Genomic DNA, 19,691 nt, shown 5'->3' on the forward strand with positions numbered 1-19,691 from the left:
AGCCAATGGTCTACTAGTCCATGATTTCAAACGGCCTAAAGTTGTCAGGAAACGTATTAAAACAACAACAGGCACGATGAGGTGGAATGTATGGACTACCACTCAGAGTTCCGGCGGTCGATAGACAAACCGGACGAATTCTGGCGTGAACAGGCGGAAAAAATTGACTGGATCGAACCGCCGAAAACCATCTGGCAGCCAACCGACAATGGGCACGGGCAGTGGTTCCCCGACGGCACTCTGAACACTTGCGATGTGGCACTGGATGCCAACATCCGTGCAGGGCGTGGCGACCAGAAAGCCCTGATCTACGATTCTCCGGTTACCGATACCCAGCGCTCCTACACCTACAACGAGCTGACCGATGAAGTGGCCCGGTTCGCTGGAGCCCTCAAAGACCGTGGCATCACCAAGGGCGACCGGGTCATCATCTACATGCCGATGATTCCGGAAGCCGTCATTGCAATGCTCGGCTGCGCGCGAATTGGCGCCATTCATTCTGTGGTCTTCGGCGGCTTTGCAGCCCATGAGCTTGCGGTTCGCATCGATGACGCCAAACCGAAGGCTGTGATTACCGCTTCCTGTGGCATCGAAGTCACCCGTGTGATCGAGTACAAGCCCCTGGTCGACAAGGCCATTGATCAGGCCAGCCACAAACCGGAAACCTGCATCGTTTACCAGCGCCAACAGGCAAAGGCCGAACTTCAGGCTGGCCGTGACCACGACTGGAACGAATTGATGGAAACGGCCGAACCAGCCGACCCGGTGCCCGTCAAATCAACAGACCCTCTCTATATTCTTTACACTTCAGGCACCACCGGTAAACCCAAAGGTGTGGTGCGCGACAACGGTGGTCATGCGGTTGCGCTGAACTACAGCATGAAGCTGGTCTACGACGCCAAACCCGGCGATGTTTACTGGGCTGCCTCTGACGTTGGCTGGGTCGTCGGCCACAGCTACATCGTCTACGCGCCATTGTTTGCGGGTTGCACGACCATCATGTACGAGGGCAAGCCGGTGAAAACACCGGATGCCGGCGCCTTCTGGCGAGTGGTTCAGGATCACAAAGTGAACATGCTGTTCACTGCCCCGACCGCATTCCGGGCCGTCCGCAAGGAAGATCCGGAAGCAGACCAACTTTCACGCTACGACATCAGTTCACTGAAAAGACTGTTCCTGGCCGGCGAGCGACTCGATCCCGCCACCTATGAGTGGCTGAAAGAGCACACTGGCCTGCCGGTTCTCGACCACTGGTGGCAGACCGAAACCGGTTGGGCCATTTGCTGCAATCCGGTGGGAATCGAGTTAATGGCGACCAAACCAGGTTCGGCAACCGTTCCCTCCCCTGGCTACAACGTGCAGGTAGTGGACATGAACGGCAGCCAGATGCCCGCCGGCGAGCAGGGTCAGATTGCTGTAAAACTGCCACTGCCACCCGGCTGTATGATGACAGTCTGGGGCGACGATGAGCGATTCCGCAACACCTACCTGGAACCGATATCGGGATTCTACAGCTCCGGCGACGGCGGCTTCATTGACGATGACGGGTACGTGTTCGTTATGGGCCGTACCGATGACGTTATCAATGTCGCTGGCCACCGGCTCTCTACCGGTGAGATGGAGGAAGTCGTCGCTTCCCACCCGGCCATAGCAGAGTGCTGCGTCGTGGGTGCGCACGATGATATGAAAGGGCAGATCCCCATAGGGCTGGTTCTGATCAAGGACGGCGCAACCATCGACCATGACGAACTGGAAGACGAGCTGGTGGAGATGGTTCGAGACAAGATTGGCGCCATCGCCTGTTTCCGCCGCGCCCTGGTGGTTGATCGCCTGCCCAAGACCCGTTCCGGCAAGATCCTCAGACGGGTCATCCGCCAGATTGCCGATGGCGAGGAATACTCGGTGCCCAGCACCATTGATGACCCTGCCATTCTGGAAGAAATCAGCGAGCAGTTCCGCCGCTGACAGAGCCACCGTGAAAGCTGCCCGCCCCGCCCGAACCGGGGGCGGGCAATTTTTACCCAATCAAATCCCAACCTGTTGTTTTTGCCGGCAATAAAACCTTCACGAAAGCTGCAAAAATTTCGTTGACGCCCCCCAAAGTCGGTCTATACTGAAATTGCTGTGAAAATACAGCGGTATTTGGTGAATGCGTTTCAACGTCCTGCCGAAGTGCTCTTCGTTGCCCCTTCCTCAGTACTCTCTGGATTTCTCAGCAACAATTCCATGTGGAATTTTGAAGGTCCCGTGAGGGCAAATTACAGAAAGACAGGAAAGATCAATGTCCGATACTAAAACCGGCCACGTTAAGTGGTTTAACGAGTCCAAAGGCTTTGGCTTCATTGCTCAGGACGGTGGCAGCGACGTGTTTGTTCACTACAGCGCAATCAATGCAAGCGGTTTCCGTACCCTGACCGAAGGTCAGCAGGTGCAGTTCACCGTAACACAGGGCCCGAAAGGCCCGCAGGCGGAAAACGTAACCCCGGTCTAAGGGACTACGCTCCGTCCTTTGCCCCTCACGGGCATCGGAAAACCAACAAGCCGGCATTCGTGCCGGCTTGTGTCGTAATAAACAGCAGGTATCAGGCACCCGCCGGTTCAGCCTCTGCTTCCGCCTCAGGCATTTCAACACCCACTGCCTGGGCGACTGCCGAAAAGAGTGCCTGCAACGTCGCAGACGTTGTGTCTTCTGCCAGCGCCGCGGCACTGCAGTGCATACCACTTGCGGTCAAGCGAATACAGGCCAGTGCGTTGGCATTGGTGCCCTCACCCAGCGCAAACTCGTCGTAAGCCTCTACAGCAATGGAGATACCAAAGCGCTTCTCGAGCGCTTCCGATACGGCCTCCACGGCGCCTAGCCCATGGCCATCCAGACGAACCGGCGACGCATCGCGACCCACCGACACCTCGGCATGAACACCCTCTTCGTCCCGGTGCAAATCGTAGGAGCGCAGCGCCCAATCGGCGTGAACTTTCAGATAGCGATCCTCGAACAGGCGATGAATGGTCAGTGAGTCAATCTCGCCGCCATTGGTTTCCGCCTCTCTCTGAACCACCTTGCTGAACTCGATCTGCAACCAGCGTGGCAGGCTGATGTTGTAATCCCGCTCCAGCACATAGGCGACACCACCCTTGCCAGACTGACTGTTGATGCGAACCACCTCCTCATAGCGGCGGCCGACATCGAACGGGTCGATGGGCAAATAGGCGACATTCCAGGTTTCGCCATCCTTGCGGCGCGCCAGACACTTGCGAATGGCATCCTGATGGCTGCCTGAGAAGGCGGTGAAGACGAGTTCGCCGGCGTAGGGATGGCGAGGATGGGTGGAAATCTCCGTACAGGCCTCGACCACCTCGGTGATCTCTGCCATGCCCGACAGGTCCAGCGTGGGATCAATGCCCTGGGAGTAGAGGTTCATGGCCATGGTCACCAGATCCATGTTGCCGGTGCGCTCACCGTTCCCCATCAATGTGCCCTCGACCCGATCGGCCCCTGCCATTACCGCCAGTTCGGCGGCGGCTACGGCACAGCCGCGATCATTGTGGGTATGCACGCTGATGCTGATGTGTTCACGGCGCTGGATGTTGTCGCAGATCCACTCTATCTGGTCCGCAAACACGTTGGGTGTCGCCATTTCAACGGTGGCAGGCAGGTTGATAATCATCGACTGGCCCTCTTCCGGACGCCAGACCTCACTCACGGCATCAATCACTTCCGCGGCGAAATCCAGCTCGGTACCGGTAAAGCTCTCCGGTGAATACTGGAACGTCCACTCGGTCTCCGGGTGGCGCGAGGCGATGTCGCGAACCAGTTTGGCTCCGTTGACGGCAATGTCCCTGATACCGTCACGATACAGACCAAACACCTGCTCCCGCTGAACCGTGGAAGTAGAATTGTAGACATGCACGATTGCCTTTCGGGCGCCGGCCAATGCTTCATAGGTACGCTCGATCAGCTCAGGACGGGCCTGGGTCAGCACCTGTATCTTCACATCCTCGGGGATGCGATTTTCTTCAATCAGCTTGCGGCAGAAATCGAAATCCGGCTGGCTGGCAGCGGGAAAGCCAATCTCGATTTCCTTGAAACCCAACTTCACCAGCAATTCGAACATCCGCGTTTTCTGGGCAACAGACATGGGCTTCACCAGTGCCTGATTACCATCCCGAAGATCTACGGCACACCAGGTTGGCGCCTTCTCAATGACCTTGTCCGGCCAGCGACGATCGGTTTTGGCAACAGGTTTGAACGCAACGTATTTGCGATGATCGAAAGCCATGCGTGTAATTCCTTGCGGTTTCAGGAGTGAATTCTTTGATGGGTACAGGTTAACGCGAAAAAGCTGGTATTTGATTGCGAACTTGAGCGGGGAAGCGTATTTTCTAACCTATAAATTGCCTGATAAACGCCATTCTTGGAATTTTATGACCGAAAACAAGAAAAGCCTCGCCAAAATTGACAAGATGGACCGCCGAATCCTCGAACAGATCCAGCAGGATGGCTCCCTGACCAACCAGGAGCTGGCTGAGAAAGTCGGGCTATCCCCTTCGCCCTGTCTCCGTCGTGTACGGGCCCTTGAGGATGCCGGTATCATCGTCAGAACCGTCACCATTCTGGACCACAAGAAACTTGGCCTTTCTCTGACGGCGATCATCCTGATTGGCATGGATCGGCATACGCCCGAGCGTTTCGCGGCGTTTGAAGAGCAGGTTGCCGAGTACCCGGAGGTGCAGGAGTGCTACCTGATTACCGGCCAGGACGCCGATTACATGCTGAAGGTGGTGGTACCGGACATGGACCATTACCACCATTTCCTGCTGAACCGCATTACCCGCATTCAGGGCGTCAGCGGCGTGCACTCCAGCTTCGTGCTCCGGCGAGTAATCGACAGTACTGCCCTGCCATTGGGGTACCTTTCCTGACTCAGGCGACGAGCTCGCGGACGTAAGCCCTTGCCATGCATTTGAGCTCCTCCACCAGTTGTCGACCCTGGGCGTCGGGCAGAGTTACCGCCAGCCGGAGGACAGTGCCGGCGGACCTTGGCAGCAAAAGGCTTGCGGTCCAGCGCCGATCATCAGGAATCCGGGGACACTCCTCTTTGAGTTTCCGGTCCAGATCGCGGGCGTTAGTGTACAGCTCTCTGAGATCCAGCTCCCTCAGCTCAGGCATTGCCTCTACACCACTCCAGATCGCCGAGTAGGCGGGCTCGTGGCGATAGAACTCATAAAACTGATCGATGAGAACGTCTACCGCATCGCTGAGGTTCAGTTCCTGCAACCGTTCCCGCAGAGCCCGCTCCATCTTCTCCACGTGCTGTTCGGCAATGGCATGGACGATGGCCGCCTTGTTGGGAAAGTAGCGGTAGAGAGAAGCCAGCGACATGCCCGATTGTCGGGCAATGGCTGACATGCTCGCAGCATCGACACCGGTCTCATGAAAAATGGCGGCGGCATGGCGAAGGATGGTGTTGACGCGCTCCCGGCTGCGGGCCTGAACCGGCCGGCGCCGCGGGGCGACATCAATAGATTCGTCGGTCATCATCTGTACCTTGTGCAACAGGCTCCGTACAATAATGGCCACTTTACGACAAATAAAGGCTCCGGCGGGCCAACCGCCGCCTGTCCATTAGTCTAACACTTCAGATTTATTACAAACGGAAGACACGATGCGAGCAAGCCGCTACCTGATTGCCACCCAGAAAGAGACCCCCGCCGACGCCGAGATCATCAGTCATCAGTTGATGTTGCGTGCCGGCATGATTCGCAAACTGGCCGCCGGGCTATACACCTGGTTGCCAATGGGCCTGCGTACCCTGCGCAAGGTCGAGCGAATCGTTCGCGAAGAAATGGACAAGAGTGGCGCTCAGGAAGTGTTGATGCCTGCGGTCCAGCCGGCCGAACTCTGGGAGGAATCCGGACGCTGGACCCAGTACGGCGGCGAACTGCTGCGAATGAAAGACCGTCATGGCCGTGATTTCTGTTTCGGACCGACCCACGAAGAGGTCATTACCGACCTGATCCGGAATGAGATCAGCAGCTACAAGGAGTTGCCAGCCAACTTCTACCAGGTTCAGACCAAATTCCGGGACGAGCGTCGCCCCCGGTTTGGCGTGATGCGCGCCCGGGAATTCCTGATGAAGGACGCTTATTCCTTCCATCTGAACGCCGAGTCCCTGAACGAAACCTACGAATTGATGCACAGCACCTACTGCGCCATTTTCGACCGTTTCGGCCTGGATTACCGTGCGGTACAGGCGGACTCCGGCGCCATTGGTGGCAGCGCATCCCACGAGTTCCATGTGCTCGCATCTTCGGGTGAAGATGACATCGTGTTCAGCACCGGGAGCGATTACGCAGCCAACATCGAGAAAGCAGAGGCAGTAGCCCCGAGCGGCACCCGCCCTGCTCCGGCCGAGGAAATGAAGGAAGTCGGCACGCCGGACCAGAAAACCATCGAGGCGGTATCACAGCTGCTGGGCATTGACGCCACCCGCACGGTTAAAACCCTGCTGGTGAAGGCGGAAGCCGACGAGGACGGCAACGCCGGGCTGGTTGCACTGGTTCTGCGGGGCGATCACACCCTGAACGAGATCAAGGCCGAAAACCTGGCCGGCGTTGCCGAGCCTCTGACAATGGCCACCGATGAGGAAATCGAACAGGCTGTCGGCTGCAAGCCCGGATCTATCGGACCGGTAAACCTCAACGTGCCCGTCATTGTTGACCGCAGTGCCGCGCATCTGGCTGACTTTGTCTGCGGCGCCAACCGGGAAGGCTTCCACCTTACCGGCGTGAACTGGGAGAGAGACGCTGCGCTTGAACGGGTGGAAGACCTGCGCAACGTGGTTGAGGGCGACCCAAGCCCGGATGGCAAGGGCACTCTGGAGATCCGGCGCGGCATTGAAGTGGGCCACATCTTCAAACTTGGCAACAAGTACAGCACTGCCATGAACGCCACGGTTCTCGATGAAAACGGCAAAACCGTGATTATGGACATGGGCTGTTACGGCCTGGGTGTTTCCCGGGTTGTTGCCGCAGCCATTGAACAGAACCACGATGAAAACGGCATCATCTGGCCCGATGCCATTGCGCCTTTCCAGGTGGCCATTGTTACCCTGAACGCCCATAAGTCACCGACCGTTGCCGAGGCCGGCGAAAAGCTTTATGAACAGCTACGCCAGGCCGGTTACGATGTGCTTCTGGACGACCGCAAAGAGCGCCCGGGCGTGAAGTTTGCCGATATGGAATTGATTGGTATCCCGCACCGGTTCGTGGTTTCCGAGCGCGGTCTGGCAGCCGGAACCCTGGAGTACAAGGGCAGAAAGGATGCGGAAAAACAGGATGTACCGGTAGCTGAAGCGCTGCCATTCCTGGTCAACGCATCGCCCCGAAAAGGGCTCTGATCGCTGTCCGCATGCGCGGACAAGCCTCTGACGGCACTTGCATAAAGCAGTGCCGTCAGGGATTTTCCCTTCCCGAACCACCCACAATCCCTGGCTCCATTTCCAGGGTGACACCGAACCGGTCAACCACTGACTGACGAACTTCTCTGGCAAGCTCCAGTATGTCGGCACCTGTGCCGCCCGAGTGGTTAATCAGAACCAGTGCCTGTCGGTTGTGCACGCCCACCCGGGCATTCCGGAAGCCTTTCCAGCCACTTTGATCGATCAGCCACGCCGCTGCCAGTTTGACCCCCTGCTCCTGAGGATAAGCCACAATATCCGGGTGCCGCTCGCTGAGTGCCTCGAACGTTACTCCGTCAACCACCGGGTTCTTGAAGAAACTTCCGGCGTTCGGAATCATATCCGGGTCCGGCAACTTTCGTCGGCGAATGGCCATTACGGCCTCTGCCACATGCAAAGGATCGAGGGCGGTTTCCGCTGTATCACCGAGGTACTCCCGGAGATCCCGATATCCGAGCACCAGAGGACGTGAGCGGGACAGGCCCAAACGGATTTCGGTGATCACATAGCGACCCGGCGTCTGTTTGAAGAGGCTGTCGCGGTAGGAAAAACGGCACTGGGCGTTATCGAGAACAACCAGCTCACCCGAATTGCGATCCAGTGCGGTGACGGATTCCAGGCAATCGCCGAGCTCAACACCATAGGCACCAATATTCTGGACGGGCGCCGCGCCGGCGGTGCCCGGGATAAGCGCCAGATTCTCGATACCGCGATAACCGGCCCGGGCAGCATACAGGACCGCCTCATGCCAGTTTTCACCCGCACCGAGCACCAGGGTCGCCCTGTGGTCCTCAATGTGCTCCCAACGGCGGCCACGAATCGCCAGACGCACCACCAGCCCCGCGAAGTCACCCGCGAACACCAGGTTACTGCCGCCCCCCAGAATCAGGACTTCCTGATCCTCCGATGAGGCCCAGTCCAGAGACCTGACCAACTCATCTGAGGTGTGAACTTCGACATAAAAACGGGCTTTGGCCGGCACGTGCAGGGTATTCAGCGCCTCCAGCTCTATGTTTTCCCGAATTTCCGGCTGCTGACTCAAGCCAGGCGCCCCCGGATGTCCGCCAGCAGGCCCTCGCCGGCTTCCTGAATCAGGTCAAGCACGGTTTCAAAACCTGCGTCACCACCGTAATAGGGATCTGGCACCTCCTGGTGGGCCGACTGACCGAACTCCAGAAACAGAGCTGGCCGGGTGCCGCCATTCTGATGCCATACGTCCTTGATGTCCGCCAGGTTCTGGCGATCCATCACCAGCACGTAGTCAAAGGTGTCCAGATCCTCCGGACTGAACTGGCGGGCCCGTAATCCACTGATGTCGATACCCCGCCGACGGGCAGCCTCCTGGGCGCGGGCGTCAGGACTCTTGCCAATGTGCCAGTCACCGGTGCCGCAGGAATCGATCTGGACCTGCTCTGCAAGGCCCGCCTGCTCCACCAGTGAGCGAAACACACCTTCAGCACTGGGCGATCGACAGATGTTGCCCAGGCACACGAAAAGAACGTTTACCGGTTCAGCCATTCTCGCTATTCCTCTTCTCCAGCCAGCCTCGGACCCTGTGCAAATCGGCGTCGGTATCAACGCCGCCCGGCGGGTTGACGGCGGCCACATCCACGTGAATACGGGCACCGTTATAGAGCGCCCTCAACTGTTCCAGAGATTCGGTTACCTCGGTCGGCGCAGGCGCCCAGCTGACAAACTCGGCCAAGACGGAAGCACGGTAACCATAGATGCCGATATGCCGGAAATATCCGACATTATCCGGCAAGGCGGTGTCCAGCCCCGTCAGAGGTGTGCCCTCCCGCCACTGATCCCTGGCCCACGGGATCGGCGCACGGCTGAAATAATGGGCGATCCCCCTGTGATCGAACACCACCTTGACCACATTGGGATTGAACACGTGCTCCGGATCGTGGATCCGCTCACACAGTGTGGCAATGGCGACTTCAGGATAAAACTCCAGATTGTCGGCCACCTGGTTGATCAGTTCGGGCGGGATCAGGGGCTCGTCACCCTGGACGTTAACGACCCGATGATCCGGCCCGAAACCCAGCACCCGTGCAACCTCCTCAAGACGGTCTGTGCCGCTGGCGTGATTGGGTGATGTCATCACTACTTCTGCACCAAAGCCTTCGCATGCGGTCCGGATCCGATCATCGTCCGTGGCGACAACGACCCTGTCTGCCCGGCTTTCCGCGGCACGCTCACAGACATGCTGGATCATCGGCTTGCCGGCAATGTCTGCCAGAGGCTTGCCCGGAAGGCGGCTGGACGCATAGCGGGCCGGAATCACAACGGTAAAAGACATGTAGTAACCACCTGGCTGACTTGGGTTTAACGCTTGTGCAGACGCTCATCAGTAGAGAGCGTCCGGGCTTCGGTAGCCAACATCACAGGAATCCCCTCGCGGATCGGGAACGCCATGGCGTCCTGGTAACAGACCAACTCGGTTCTGTCCTCGTTGAGTTTCAGATCGCCCTTACACACCGGACAGGCCAACAGCGCCAACAGTTTTTTATCCATGTTGCTTACTCACTTGATATCAGGAAGTTAACGGCTCGGAACATTGGCGAACCCGGGCCAGAAACGCGTCCCGGAACGGTCCCGGCAATCTGGCCTCAACGGTGAGGCTCCAGGCATTATCGGGTGCAAATTCCCGGCATTTCACCGCGTCTTTTGCGGTCATGACTATCAACTCATCGGTATCACTGTTCAGATCCTCGGGACGGAAACGATGGTGATCCGGAAAGGCCGCTTCGGTAACATCGGCGCCAAGGGTTCTGAGTGTATCGAAAAACCGGGCCGGGTTTCCGATCCCGGCCACAGCCCTCACGGCCTTGCCCCTGAGATCGCCAACGGCTCTCGACTCCCCTGTTTTCAGGTGAACAAGGGTTGCAGGCTCAAGAATCATGGAAAATATCGCAGGGTGGTCAATGCCAACAAAGCTTTCCATGGCCTGCTCTGAAAGCTCTTTGCCATTTACAATAACAAAGTCCACAGAAGCCAGTCGCGAAACCGGCTCCCGAAGCGGGCCAACGGGGATCAAGGCGCCGTTACCGATGCCCCTTTGCCCATCAAATACCGACAGCTCCAGGTCTCTGGGCAACTTGTAGTGTTGAAGGCCGTCGTCACAAATCAGCACATCACCCAGGTTTTTCTCAAGAGCGTAATCGGCGCCCCGTCGGCGGCGCGGATCAACAACAACCGGGCAACCGGTGCTCAGCGCCAGCATGACAGGCTCGTCACCGGCTTCGGAAGGACTGGTCTCCGCCGCAACTTCCAGCGGGTACTGGCCAGCATCGCCACCATAACCCCTGCTGAGAATAACCGGCCGCCAGCCATCGGATGCCAGTGCGGAAACCAGCCAGGCGGTGAGCGGCGATTTGCCGGTTCCACCGGCAGTGATGTTGCCAACCACAATGACCGGAACCGGGAGCGACGCATCTCTCGCATCCCAGGCGGCCCGACGGCGGGCTTCCGCGATGCTCCGGTACAGCCAAGACAGCGGTGCCAGAAAAGCCAGAGGGCGCTTCCTTCCATACCAGAGACGCTCAACCAGCGAACTCATGGCAGATTGCACCGCGCTCATGACTGCTCGCTGAACTGCATCTGGTGCAATTGAGCGTAAGCGCCGCCAGCGGCAAGGAGTTCGTCGTGGCGGCCGGATTCGGCGATGCGGCCATTGTCCATCACCAGGATTCGGTCCGCTTTCTCGATGGTGGACAGGCGATGCGCAATGACCAGAGTGGTACGGCCCTGCATAACCGTTTCCAGCGCTTCCTGGATGTGGCGTTCAGATTCCGTATCCAGCGCCGATGTCGCCTCATCTAGGATCAGAATCGGGGCGTTCTTGAGCAGCGCCCGGGCGATGGCGAGCCGCTGTCGCTGCCCACCGGAAAGCATGACCCCGTTGTCACCGATCATGGTATCCAGTCCCTCGGGCATACGGTCAATAAATTCGAGCGCATGAGCCTTGGCGGCGGCTTCGCGGATTTCCTCCGGTGTGCAGTCTCTCAAAGCACCATAGGCGATATTCGCAGCGATGGTGTCGTTGAACAGGACAACGTTCTGGGTTACCAGAGCGATCTGTTTACGCAGGGCCTTGAGGGAGAAATCGCGCAACGAGTGCCCGTCGATTCGGATATCTCCGCCGGTGTACTCATAGAACCTCGGCAACAGGCTCACCAAGGTGGATTTACCGCTGCCGGAACGCCCAACCAGAGCCACACTCTGCCCGGCAGGAATGCTGAGGGATATGCCTTCCAGCACATTGTCCAACTGGTCACGGTACCGAAACGCCACTTCGTCAAACTCGATGTCGCCTTCAACGCGATCCGGCGAATACGTGCCCGGATCCTGCTCCGGCGACTCGTCGATGGTTTCGAACACATCGTAAGCCGCGGCAACGCCCTTCTGGATCTTGGCGTGAACAGAGGTGACCTGGCGGATGGGCTTGGCCATGGTCGTCGCTGCCGTAATGAATGCCACCAGCTGGCCGGTGGTCATCTCACCACGAATTTCCGGCGCCAGCATCATCCAGACGAGCCCGGCAATGGCGATGGCCACCAGCACCTGAATCACTGGAACACTGATCGCCTGAGTCGACGCCATCTTCAGACTTTGCTTGAGGTTTTTGTTATTAACCTCCTGAAAACGTTGGCGTTCGTAATCTTCACCGCCGAACGTACGAACAACCCGGTAGCCGGTAATGGATTCAGAGGCCACGTGGGTAATATCACCCATGGAGCCCTGGATACGTTTGCTGATCTTGCGGAAGCGCTTGCTGGCATAGCTTACAACCGCGGCAATAAGCGGCCCTACCGCCAGGAAAATCAGCGTGAGTTTCCAGTTGGTGTAGAACATGTAACCCAGCAGACCGACGATGGTCAGACCTTCACGGAGCGTGATGGTCACGGCGTTGGTCGTCGCCTCCGCCACCTGCTCGACGTTAAAGGTAAGCTTGGACACCAGCCGTCCCGCCGCGTTGTCATCGAAATAGCGGGAAGGCAGTGTCATCAGTCGATCAAATACATCGTTACGGAGCGCATTGATGACCTGGCGACCGACATAGCTGATGAAGTACTGGCTCAGGAAGGTGCCCAGCCCACGGAATGCGAACACGCCAACGATAACCAGGGTCAGCATCAGACGATTCTGCTCGGTCGGATTCTCGATCGCCGCGATGACATATTCCATGGCTGCCGCCATGCCCGTCGATGCGGCGGCATAGATGATGTTACCGAGTACCGCCAGAGAGAAGGCCAGCAGAAAGGGCTTCACATAGGCGAGCAGGCGTTTGTAGGTTTCCCAGCTGCCCGCCGGCAGGCCGGCCGCAGGGTCTGGTAAAGGCTCGGGTACCTTCACTGGCTCTCAGCCTCCCGCTCAGTGGTGATACTGAGCTTGGCGAACCCCAGGCGTCCGGCAACGTCCATGGCACGAACCACAAATTCATGGGGTGTGCGGGCGTCAGCGGTAATGATGAACGGAAGCGAGTTATTGCCTTCAGCCAGTTCACGGACACCCCGCTCAAGGGTTTCCCGCCGATTATTGACCAATGTGCGGTCGTTCAGGATGTACTGACCCTCGGCATTGATCACCACGTCGATCTGCTGCACTTCAGATGCCGGCGCAGGCTCTCCACTGGCCTCAGGCAATTCAACCTGCAGATGGCTCTCGCGGGTAAAGGTCGTGGAAACCATAAAGAAAATCAGCAGCAGAAACACCACGTCGATCAGTGGCGTCAGGTCTACCCCGACTTCCTGGCTCCTCTGGCGCTTGAACTTCACGGCGTTCAGGCTCCTTCCACGTCGATTTCGCGGTCTCCGTGCACTACCTCAACCAGCTTGATCGCTTCCTGCTCCATGCCGACGACCAGCTCATCCACTCTCCGGATAAAGTAGCGGTGGCAGATAAGTGCCGGGATGGCGACGCTCAGGCCAGCGGCCGTAGTAATAAGCGCTTCAGAGATACCACCGGCGAGGTTGCCGGCGTTGCCAACCCCGGCCAATTGGATCTCGGCAAATACCTTGATCATGCCAATGACGGTGCCAAGCAGCCCCAGCAGAGGGGTGATCGTCGCAACGGTGCCCAGCGGGTTAAGGAAACGCTCGAGATCATGGATGACCTGGCTTGCCTCGTGCTCGATGCTTTCTTTCATGATTTCGCGACCATGCTTGGCGTTAAGCAGGCCACCGGCAAGAATCCGGCCCAGGGGTGATGACCCCTGCAGGGCTTTCAGTTTCCGGCCATTGAGTTCTTTCTTCTTGATCCAGCGCCATAACTCATTGATGGTCTGGGGGGGCGCGACCCTGGAGGCGCGAAGGGTCCAGAAACGCTCCAGAATGATGGCCAGCGCCAGAATGGAGCAGGCAACAATTGGCACCATCAGAATGCCACCGGCTTTCAACAGCTCGAACACGCTTGGTCTCCCTGATTGTTTGCAAGCCGCGCTACTTTAGCATAGCTACCCGTGGAGGCCACACCTGCAATGTCACGGTATTTTACATTGGTCACGGGCAAGCCCCGAACCACCGATCCAGAACGACGAGCCATGCCGCATTTCCTTTAATACAAGCTTTTTATCGACAACGGTCATCTCGACGCTGCCTGAACATGCTGTGTTCAGCGGAACCGCTCCGACCCCCGCGTAACGTGCGGTTACCGTCGGGTGGGGATGACCGTACCGGTGGCGATAGCCAGCGGTATAGATGACCCGATCTGGTCTCAGCACGCGCACCCAGGGTTCGGAAGATGAGGTTTTGCTCCCGTGGTGGGGCACAACGAGCACGCGAGTCGAAGGAACCTGAACGTCCTCTCGGCCAGCCATATAAGCCAGATACTCTGCCTCCACGGGTTCGGTAATATCTCCCGGCAAGAGCCACTCAGTTCCGGAGTCAGGGTGGTAGATACGCAACACACAGGAAGCGTCGTTACCCTCTTGTGCGCCCTCGCTCTGCCAGAACTCGAGGACCAATCCTCCCAGCCTTTCTTCAGCCCGTTTGCAGGCTTGCACAGGCAGTTCGCCAACCTGCTGTCTGACCGGCGCAGGCTCACCAGCAATGACACGGCCGACACTGACGTTCCGGGAAAGCTCCGAGATGCCACCGGCATGATCGCTGTCGGCGTGGCTGATCACGAGGGTGTCAATTCGCTTGATTCCTTCAGCCGCCAGATTGGGCAAAAGCGTGGATTCGACGGCCGAAAACACGCCGGGCACGGCGGGACCGGTATCGTAGACAAGAACCTCGCGCCCGTGTCGGACCAGAACCGAAAGACCCTGCCCAACATCCCATACCCTTACAACTGGCTCTGAAACGTACGAATTCCTTTCGGAAGAAGGGGCCGGATACACCAGCCACAACACCGCAGAAAGAACCGCCACAAGCCGGAACATGGCGAACGGCAAACACAATACTGAGACGCTCAGCAACGCCCAGCCAACAAGCTCTGGGACACCAGCCGGGATGTCGGGCGCCTGCCATTGCGCAAGCCACATGAGCAATTGCCACAGAACACCGAGGGTTAGATCGAATATTGGTAAGAACAGCTGGGCGGCGCCTGGAACTACGGCGGCAAGCAACCCACCCGCGACAAGCACTGGCATAACCACAAGGGATACCCAGGGAATCGCGACCAGGTTGGCCAACAAACCTACCAGGGGCTGGCCCTGCCCCAGTATTTCGAGGATTGGCCATAATCCGCCAAAAACCGCGAGCTGGGCCAGGACGAGTCCTCTCAGCCACCCGGTTCCAGCCAGTCGCGACGAGAATACAGTGATCAGGGTGGCAACCGCAGCGAACGAAAGCCAGAATCCCTGGTCCAGGGGCGCGAAAGGGTCCAGCACAAGAACGGCAGCCAACGCGGCCAGGAAAACGTGCCAGACCGGGGCCTGACGACTCATCAGTACCAGCCACCCACCGGCCACAACCATCACCAGAGCCCTCTGGGTTGGAACGGTAAATCCCGCCGCCAGGGCATAAACGAGACAGCAGAGGATAACGGCCAGGAAGGCAAACCAACGCCTTGAGCTATCGCTGACTATCTGTGCCGGAAAAGTCAGCAACAGTCGCCGGCACAGAAACCCTGCCCCCAGGGCGATCAGACCCAGGTGCAGGCCCGATATGGCAACCAGGTGAATGGTGCCGGTCGCCTTGAGCACATCCCAGTGCTTCTGTTCCATGTGGCCGCGATGACCTATGAGCAACGAAGAAACCAGCGGAAAATGACGGGCACCGCCAAATTGCTCGATGGTCCATTGGTGAAGCAAACGATGCAGCTTCCGGTACCGGCAATGGACGAAACACCCGACATCCCGGTCAACCTTCACGCTACGAATGCTGCCCGTGGCCCGGTAGCCCTTGCGAAACAGCCAGTCCTCGTAGCGAAAGCCCGCGGGGTTCAGGGAGCCGTGGGGGCGCTTGAGCACAACTTCCAGCCGCAAACGTTGGCCCGGGAGCCGCTCCATTCCGTGACCGTACCAGGACAACCTGAGCAGGTCCGGCATCCTTGCTTCCTCTCGGGTCGGGATGGGAAGGTTGTGCCACTGGGTGACACAGAAACTGAAACGTAAACTATTGAAGCTACCGGGCGAAGGAATATCACATACGTATCCCGAGACAGAGAGACGCTGTCGTTCCAGGCTTGCCGGCAGAACCGTTGAAAGCCGGTCACTGGCATGCCACGAGGCCCAGGAGAGTCCGACCATGATGCCAAGAGCAGATACGAATGCGGAGCTGGCAAAGGTCGGGGAAACGCAGATCCGGCCTAAGGCCAGCAGTGGTATCGCGGCTATCAACCACGTGGGAGGTGGCAGTATCGACAACCAATACAGTAAGATAACGCCACAAGAGAAGGCGATAACGACCAGCGCCGCGGAACCGGAGTCGCCCGAAGGGCCCACCGGTCTGTTGATACTTCCGGACAATCCTTGTCCTCCTGTATGTCACAAACACCGGCAACATCCGATGAGCCGGTCTACTAACTCCGTCTAAAGGCAGAACTTCCAATGCCAAAGAAGTTCATGAAACGCTATCTGCCCTCACCAGAGAAGGTGCAAGCGATGCAGTCGCTGAGCTTTCTGGGCGATATCCTTCATGAACCGAACCTGTGGCACATCAACCGTCATAGTGTTGCGCGGGCCTTTCTCGTCGGCATCTGGTTCTGCTTTATTCCCATGCCCTTCCAGATGCTCGCGGCGGCCTTTTTTGCCATCTGGTTCAATGCCAACCTGCCGCTTTCAGTGGTCCTGGTATGGATCAGCAACCCTGTAACCATGCCGCCGATGTTCTATTTCAACTACAAGATTGGCGCCTGGGCTCTGGATCGGCCTGTACTCAGTTTTGATTTTGAGCTCTCGTGGTCCTGGATCAGCGAGCGGCTGCTGGATATCGGCATTCCCCTCTATCTCGGGTCTCTGGTGGTCGCAACGGTTTCCGCTTGCGTGGCCTACCTGATTATCCAGTATCTATGGCGCCGAAAAATTCGCTCTGACTGGCAGGTGCGACGCACCGCACGACTCAGACGCCGTCGTGAGGCTGATCAGGCTTCCTGAATCAGGCGACCCTGCTCAAGCCGCATGACACGCCCCAGGCTTCTGGCCATTTTCATGTCATGGGTGACCATGACAAAGGCAATACCCAGCTGATCCCTCAATGACTCGATCAGCGCCTGCACCCCTTCTCCAGTATGTTCATCCAGGTTGCCCGTCGGTTCGTCCATCAGAACACAGTCCGGTTCGTTGACCAGTGCCCGGGCAATGGCCACCCTCTGGCGTTCGCCACCGGACAGCTCACCGGGTTTGTGATCCAACCGCTCGGCAAGCCCAACCCGCTGCAGCAGGCTGGCTGCCTTTTCCCTGGACCTGGATACCGCCATACCGCCTAACGCACACGGCATCATCACGTTTTCCAGAGCGGTGAACTCCGGCAACAGGTGATGGAACTGATAGACAAACCCGAGATGGGCATTCCGGAACCGGGCGCGCCGTCCCTCGGAAAGCCGGTGAATGTCTTCGCCACAAATGGAAATCTGGCCGGAAGATGGCTTGTCGAGCCCCCCCAATAAGTTGAGCAACGTGGTTTTTCCGGCACCGCTACTGCCCACAATGGCAACGGTCTCCCCCTGTGCAACTTCGAGCGAGATATCCGAAAAAATGGTGAGCTTGCCGAGACCCTCGTTATAGGTCCGGGTCACCTGACGGCAGTCTATTACCAGGGCAGAGTGTGCCATTGCGGATTGTTCCTTACTCATAACGAAGCGCCTCCGCCGGATCCACCCTGGAAGCCCGCCAGGCCGGATAAATCGTTGCCAACAGACTCATGGCGAGGCCGGCGCCACTGATGATAAACACGTCCTGCCATTGCAGCTGGGAAGGCAGATAGCTGATGAAGTAAACGTCCGCGCTCAGGAACTGGTGGCCAAGCGCTCCCTCCAGCCAGGAAATAAAGGCACTGATGTTGAGCGCTCCGAAAACGCCCAGCGCCGTGCCAACAATGGTTCCGAAGATACCGATGACCGCCCCCTGAACAATGAAGATCCGCATGATGCGTCCCGGTGTTGCCCCCATGGTCCTGAGGATGGCGATGTCACCGGTTTTGTCGGTAACCACCATCACCAGCGTGGACACGATATTGAATGCAGCGACAGCCACGATAAACATCAGCAGCAGGCCGATCATGGTTTTCTCCATGCGGATGGCCTGGAACAGGTTGCCGTGGGTTCGGGTCCAGTCGGATACGTAATACCGGCCGCCCAGCGACTCAGCAGCCTGCTGCGACACCTTGGGAGCGGCAAAAAGGTCATCCACCAGCAGGCGAATACCCTCGGCTTTGCCCCCGGTCCGCATGAGCTTGGCGGCATCATCCATGTGAATCAGGGTGTAATTGCCATCCAGTTCTGCCCCGACACTGAAGATGCCCTTGACCGTGAACCGTTTGAGCCTGGGCAGGACCCCAGCCGGCGTAACCGAGGCTTCCGGCAGGACCACGGTTACCTTGTCACCGATCTGAAGACGCAGGCTGGCCGCCATCAACCGACCGATGATGATGCCGAATTCGCCAGAAACCAGATCGTTGAGACTGCCTTCGACCATGTGGTTTTCAATGATAGAAACCGTGCGCTCCTCTTCCGGGAGAATGCCGTTAAGCACGACCCCGCGAACATTTCCACCGCCGGTAACCATACCCTGCCCCTGTATGAAAGGCGCAGCAGCCAGCACGCGGGGGTGCTGCTGCACCTTCGCGTCGATTGATTGCCAGTCGTCAAGCGGCCCGGCGCCTTGAATGGTAGCGTGGGGCACCATCCCGAGAATTCTCTGCTTGAGCTCCCGATCGAAACCGTTCATGACCGAGAGCACGATGATCAGAACCGCAACTCCCAGCATCAGCCCGATCATGGAGGTCAGGGAAATAAAGGAAATGAAGTGATTGCGGCGTTTGGCGGCCGTGTAACGCAAGCCAATATAGAGTGATAAGGGTCTGAACATTGAGAGGTGCCTGTTGCTACCTTCCGGTCTGTCGTGGTCTGGTTTTCCCGGGTACCTTCCAGCACGACGGGAAACTGCTAAACTGTTCTGTACCAAATAAAAATTCAGCCTTCCGGAGCCGCGATGCAGTCGTCCGACATCCCCAACCAACCGGTGGACTATTCACCCGAACGGCGGGACTTTTTCCGCATTGAAGACCGGATCGGCCTGGAGATCCGCAAGCTGGCGCCTGGCACCGCAATGGAAGAAGATGCCTTCGACGGCGACCATCTTGAGAGCCTGAAAGCTGAATTCAGGCGGCTGGATCAGGACGTTAAATCCCAGCTTGCCAGCCTTGCCGAAAAAGACCGGCTGCTTACCGGACTGATCAAATCCCTGAACGGCAAGCTGGACACGCTTGCGCGCATTATGGCCTTTGAGCAAAATCCGTTGCAACCTGAGGACTGGCAGGAAGTAACCCTGAGCGAGGGTGGGCTGTCGTTCTCGAGCAGCACCCCTGCCTGGCAGCCGGGAGACCGGCTCGCCGTTCGAATGACCCTCCCACCCGAACTTTTCCAGCCCCGCGCAGTTGCCCGAGTTATCGAGGTACACCCCGATTCGTCAGGCGGAGCAAGGGTCCACACCGAATTCGCCCGGATTGAGGACAGCGATCGCCAGCAAATCGCACGACATGTGATGCGGTGGCAGATTCGACAGCGTCAAAAGGAGTAGACTGGGGAAAAACGAGTGACTTTTGCTAATCTTTTTCGGATATT

Annotated in this window: 19 protein-coding genes; 6 read left to right on the top strand and 13 right to left on the bottom strand. The window is 58.0% G+C overall.

Translation table 11 applies throughout. The features are described 5' to 3' along the window. Window positions 1-90 precede the first annotated feature (90 nt). A complete protein-coding gene (locus EDB94_RS02135) occupies window positions 91-1,965 on the top strand; it encodes a propionyl-CoA synthetase (protein ID WP_108017340.1) in 1,875 nt (624 codons plus the stop codon). A gap of 316 nt (window positions 1,966-2,281) precedes the next feature. Beyond that, window positions 2,282-2,491: a cold-shock protein gene (locus EDB94_RS02140; protein ID WP_008169155.1), complete on the top strand. Its 210-nt coding sequence runs from the start codon at window positions 2,282-2,284 to the stop codon at window positions 2,489-2,491. A gap of 91 nt (window positions 2,492-2,582) precedes the next feature. Here EDB94_RS02140 and leuA read toward each other — a convergent pair whose 3' ends face one another. Continuing rightward, window positions 2,583-4,277 (bottom strand): 2-isopropylmalate synthase, encoded by a 1,695-nt coding sequence (leuA, locus tag EDB94_RS02145; protein WP_108017341.1) that lies wholly within the window; start codon window positions 4,275-4,277, stop codon window positions 2,583-2,585. A 145-nt stretch (window positions 4,278-4,422) separates the two neighbouring features. Between leuA and EDB94_RS02150 the strand changes: the two genes are divergently transcribed. Further along, entirely contained in the window at window positions 4,423-4,920 is a 498-nt protein-coding gene (locus EDB94_RS02150; protein WP_108017342.1) for an Lrp/AsnC family transcriptional regulator, read from the top strand. A 1-nt stretch (window position 4,921) separates the two neighbouring features. On the opposite strand, the gene EDB94_RS02155 is transcribed toward EDB94_RS02150, so the two are convergent. Next, window positions 4,922-5,536, bottom strand: a complete 615-nt coding sequence (locus tag EDB94_RS02155; protein WP_041646252.1) for a TetR/AcrR family transcriptional regulator — start codon at window positions 5,534-5,536, stop codon at window positions 4,922-4,924. Between the two features lie 127 nt (window positions 5,537-5,663). On the opposite strand from EDB94_RS02155, the gene EDB94_RS02160 reads away from it, so the two are divergent. After that, complete coding sequence (locus EDB94_RS02160) at window positions 5,664-7,397, top strand: proline--tRNA ligase (RefSeq protein ID WP_108017343.1); 1,734 nt, start codon at window positions 5,664-5,666, stop codon at window positions 7,395-7,397. A gap of 55 nt (window positions 7,398-7,452) precedes the next feature. On the opposite strand, the gene murB is transcribed toward EDB94_RS02160, so the two are convergent. The 9 genes from murB to EDB94_RS02205 form a co-directional block, all read right to left on the bottom strand. Continuing rightward, the gene (gene murB, locus EDB94_RS02165) at window positions 7,453-8,499 is read right to left on the bottom strand and encodes a UDP-N-acetylmuramate dehydrogenase (protein ID WP_108017344.1); all 1,047 of its coding nucleotides are present in this window, start codon (window positions 8,497-8,499) and stop codon (window positions 7,453-7,455) included. After that, window positions 8,496-8,975: a low molecular weight protein-tyrosine-phosphatase gene (locus EDB94_RS02170; RefSeq protein WP_108017345.1), complete on the bottom strand. Its 480-nt coding sequence runs from the start codon at window positions 8,973-8,975 to the stop codon at window positions 8,496-8,498. The genes murB and EDB94_RS02170 overlap by 4 nt, the downstream gene beginning before the upstream one ends. Next, the gene (gene kdsB / locus EDB94_RS02175; RefSeq protein WP_108017346.1) at window positions 8,968-9,762 is read right to left on the bottom strand and encodes a 3-deoxy-manno-octulosonate cytidylyltransferase; all 795 of its coding nucleotides are present in this window, start codon (window positions 9,760-9,762) and stop codon (window positions 8,968-8,970) included. The genes EDB94_RS02170 and kdsB overlap by 8 nt, the downstream gene beginning before the upstream one ends. Before the next feature lie 26 nt (window positions 9,763-9,788). Further along, a complete protein-coding gene (locus EDB94_RS02180) occupies window positions 9,789-9,977 on the bottom strand; it encodes a Trm112 family protein (RefSeq protein WP_008169170.1) in 189 nt (62 codons plus the stop codon). Between the two features lie 19 nt (window positions 9,978-9,996). Then, window positions 9,997-11,043: a tetraacyldisaccharide 4'-kinase gene (gene lpxK / locus EDB94_RS02185; RefSeq protein WP_008169172.1), complete on the bottom strand. Its 1,047-nt coding sequence runs from the start codon at window positions 11,041-11,043 to the stop codon at window positions 9,997-9,999. Next, window positions 11,040-12,818, bottom strand: a complete 1,779-nt coding sequence (gene msbA / locus EDB94_RS02190; RefSeq protein ID WP_082220527.1) for a lipid A export permease/ATP-binding protein MsbA — start codon at window positions 12,816-12,818, stop codon at window positions 11,040-11,042. The genes lpxK and msbA overlap by 4 nt, the downstream gene beginning before the upstream one ends. Then, complete coding sequence (locus EDB94_RS02195; protein WP_014577411.1) at window positions 12,815-13,240, bottom strand: biopolymer transporter ExbD; 426 nt, start codon at window positions 13,238-13,240, stop codon at window positions 12,815-12,817. The genes msbA and EDB94_RS02195 overlap by 4 nt, the downstream gene beginning before the upstream one ends. A 5-nt stretch (window positions 13,241-13,245) precedes the next feature. Next, window positions 13,246-13,872 carry a MotA/TolQ/ExbB proton channel family protein gene (locus EDB94_RS02200; protein ID WP_008169179.1) on the bottom strand — a complete coding sequence of 209 codons (627 nt, stop codon included), beginning with the start codon at window positions 13,870-13,872 and terminating at the stop codon, window positions 13,246-13,248. A 72-nt stretch (window positions 13,873-13,944) separates the two neighbouring features. After that, a complete protein-coding gene (locus tag EDB94_RS02205; RefSeq protein ID WP_108017915.1) occupies window positions 13,945-16,353 on the bottom strand; it encodes a DNA internalization-related competence protein ComEC/Rec2 in 2,409 nt (802 codons plus the stop codon). A gap of 105 nt (window positions 16,354-16,458) precedes the next feature. Between EDB94_RS02205 and EDB94_RS02210 the strand changes: the two genes are divergently transcribed. Then, window positions 16,459-17,004: a DUF2062 domain-containing protein gene (locus EDB94_RS02210; protein WP_008169186.1), complete on the top strand. Its 546-nt coding sequence runs from the start codon at window positions 16,459-16,461 to the stop codon at window positions 17,002-17,004. On the opposite strand, the gene EDB94_RS02215 is transcribed toward EDB94_RS02210, so the two are convergent. Next, window positions 16,992-17,681, bottom strand: coding sequence for an ABC transporter ATP-binding protein (locus EDB94_RS02215; protein WP_008169187.1), 690 nt, complete (start codon window positions 17,679-17,681; stop codon window positions 16,992-16,994). The genes EDB94_RS02210 and EDB94_RS02215 overlap by 13 nt on opposite strands. Window positions 17,682-17,694: 13 nt before the next feature. After that, complete coding sequence (locus EDB94_RS02220; RefSeq protein ID WP_014577414.1) at window positions 17,695-18,936, bottom strand: lipoprotein-releasing ABC transporter permease subunit; 1,242 nt, start codon at window positions 18,934-18,936, stop codon at window positions 17,695-17,697. 123 nt (window positions 18,937-19,059) lie between these two features. Between EDB94_RS02220 and EDB94_RS02225 the strand changes: the two genes are divergently transcribed. Next, window positions 19,060-19,647: a PilZ domain-containing protein gene (locus EDB94_RS02225; protein WP_014577415.1), complete on the top strand. Its 588-nt coding sequence runs from the start codon at window positions 19,060-19,062 to the stop codon at window positions 19,645-19,647. Window positions 19,648-19,691: the final 44 nt, after the last annotated feature.

The sequence above is a fragment of the Marinobacter sp. 3-2 genome, from assembly GCF_003751355.1.
GTDB lineage: Bacteria > Pseudomonadota > Gammaproteobacteria > Pseudomonadales > Oleiphilaceae > Marinobacter > Marinobacter adhaerens.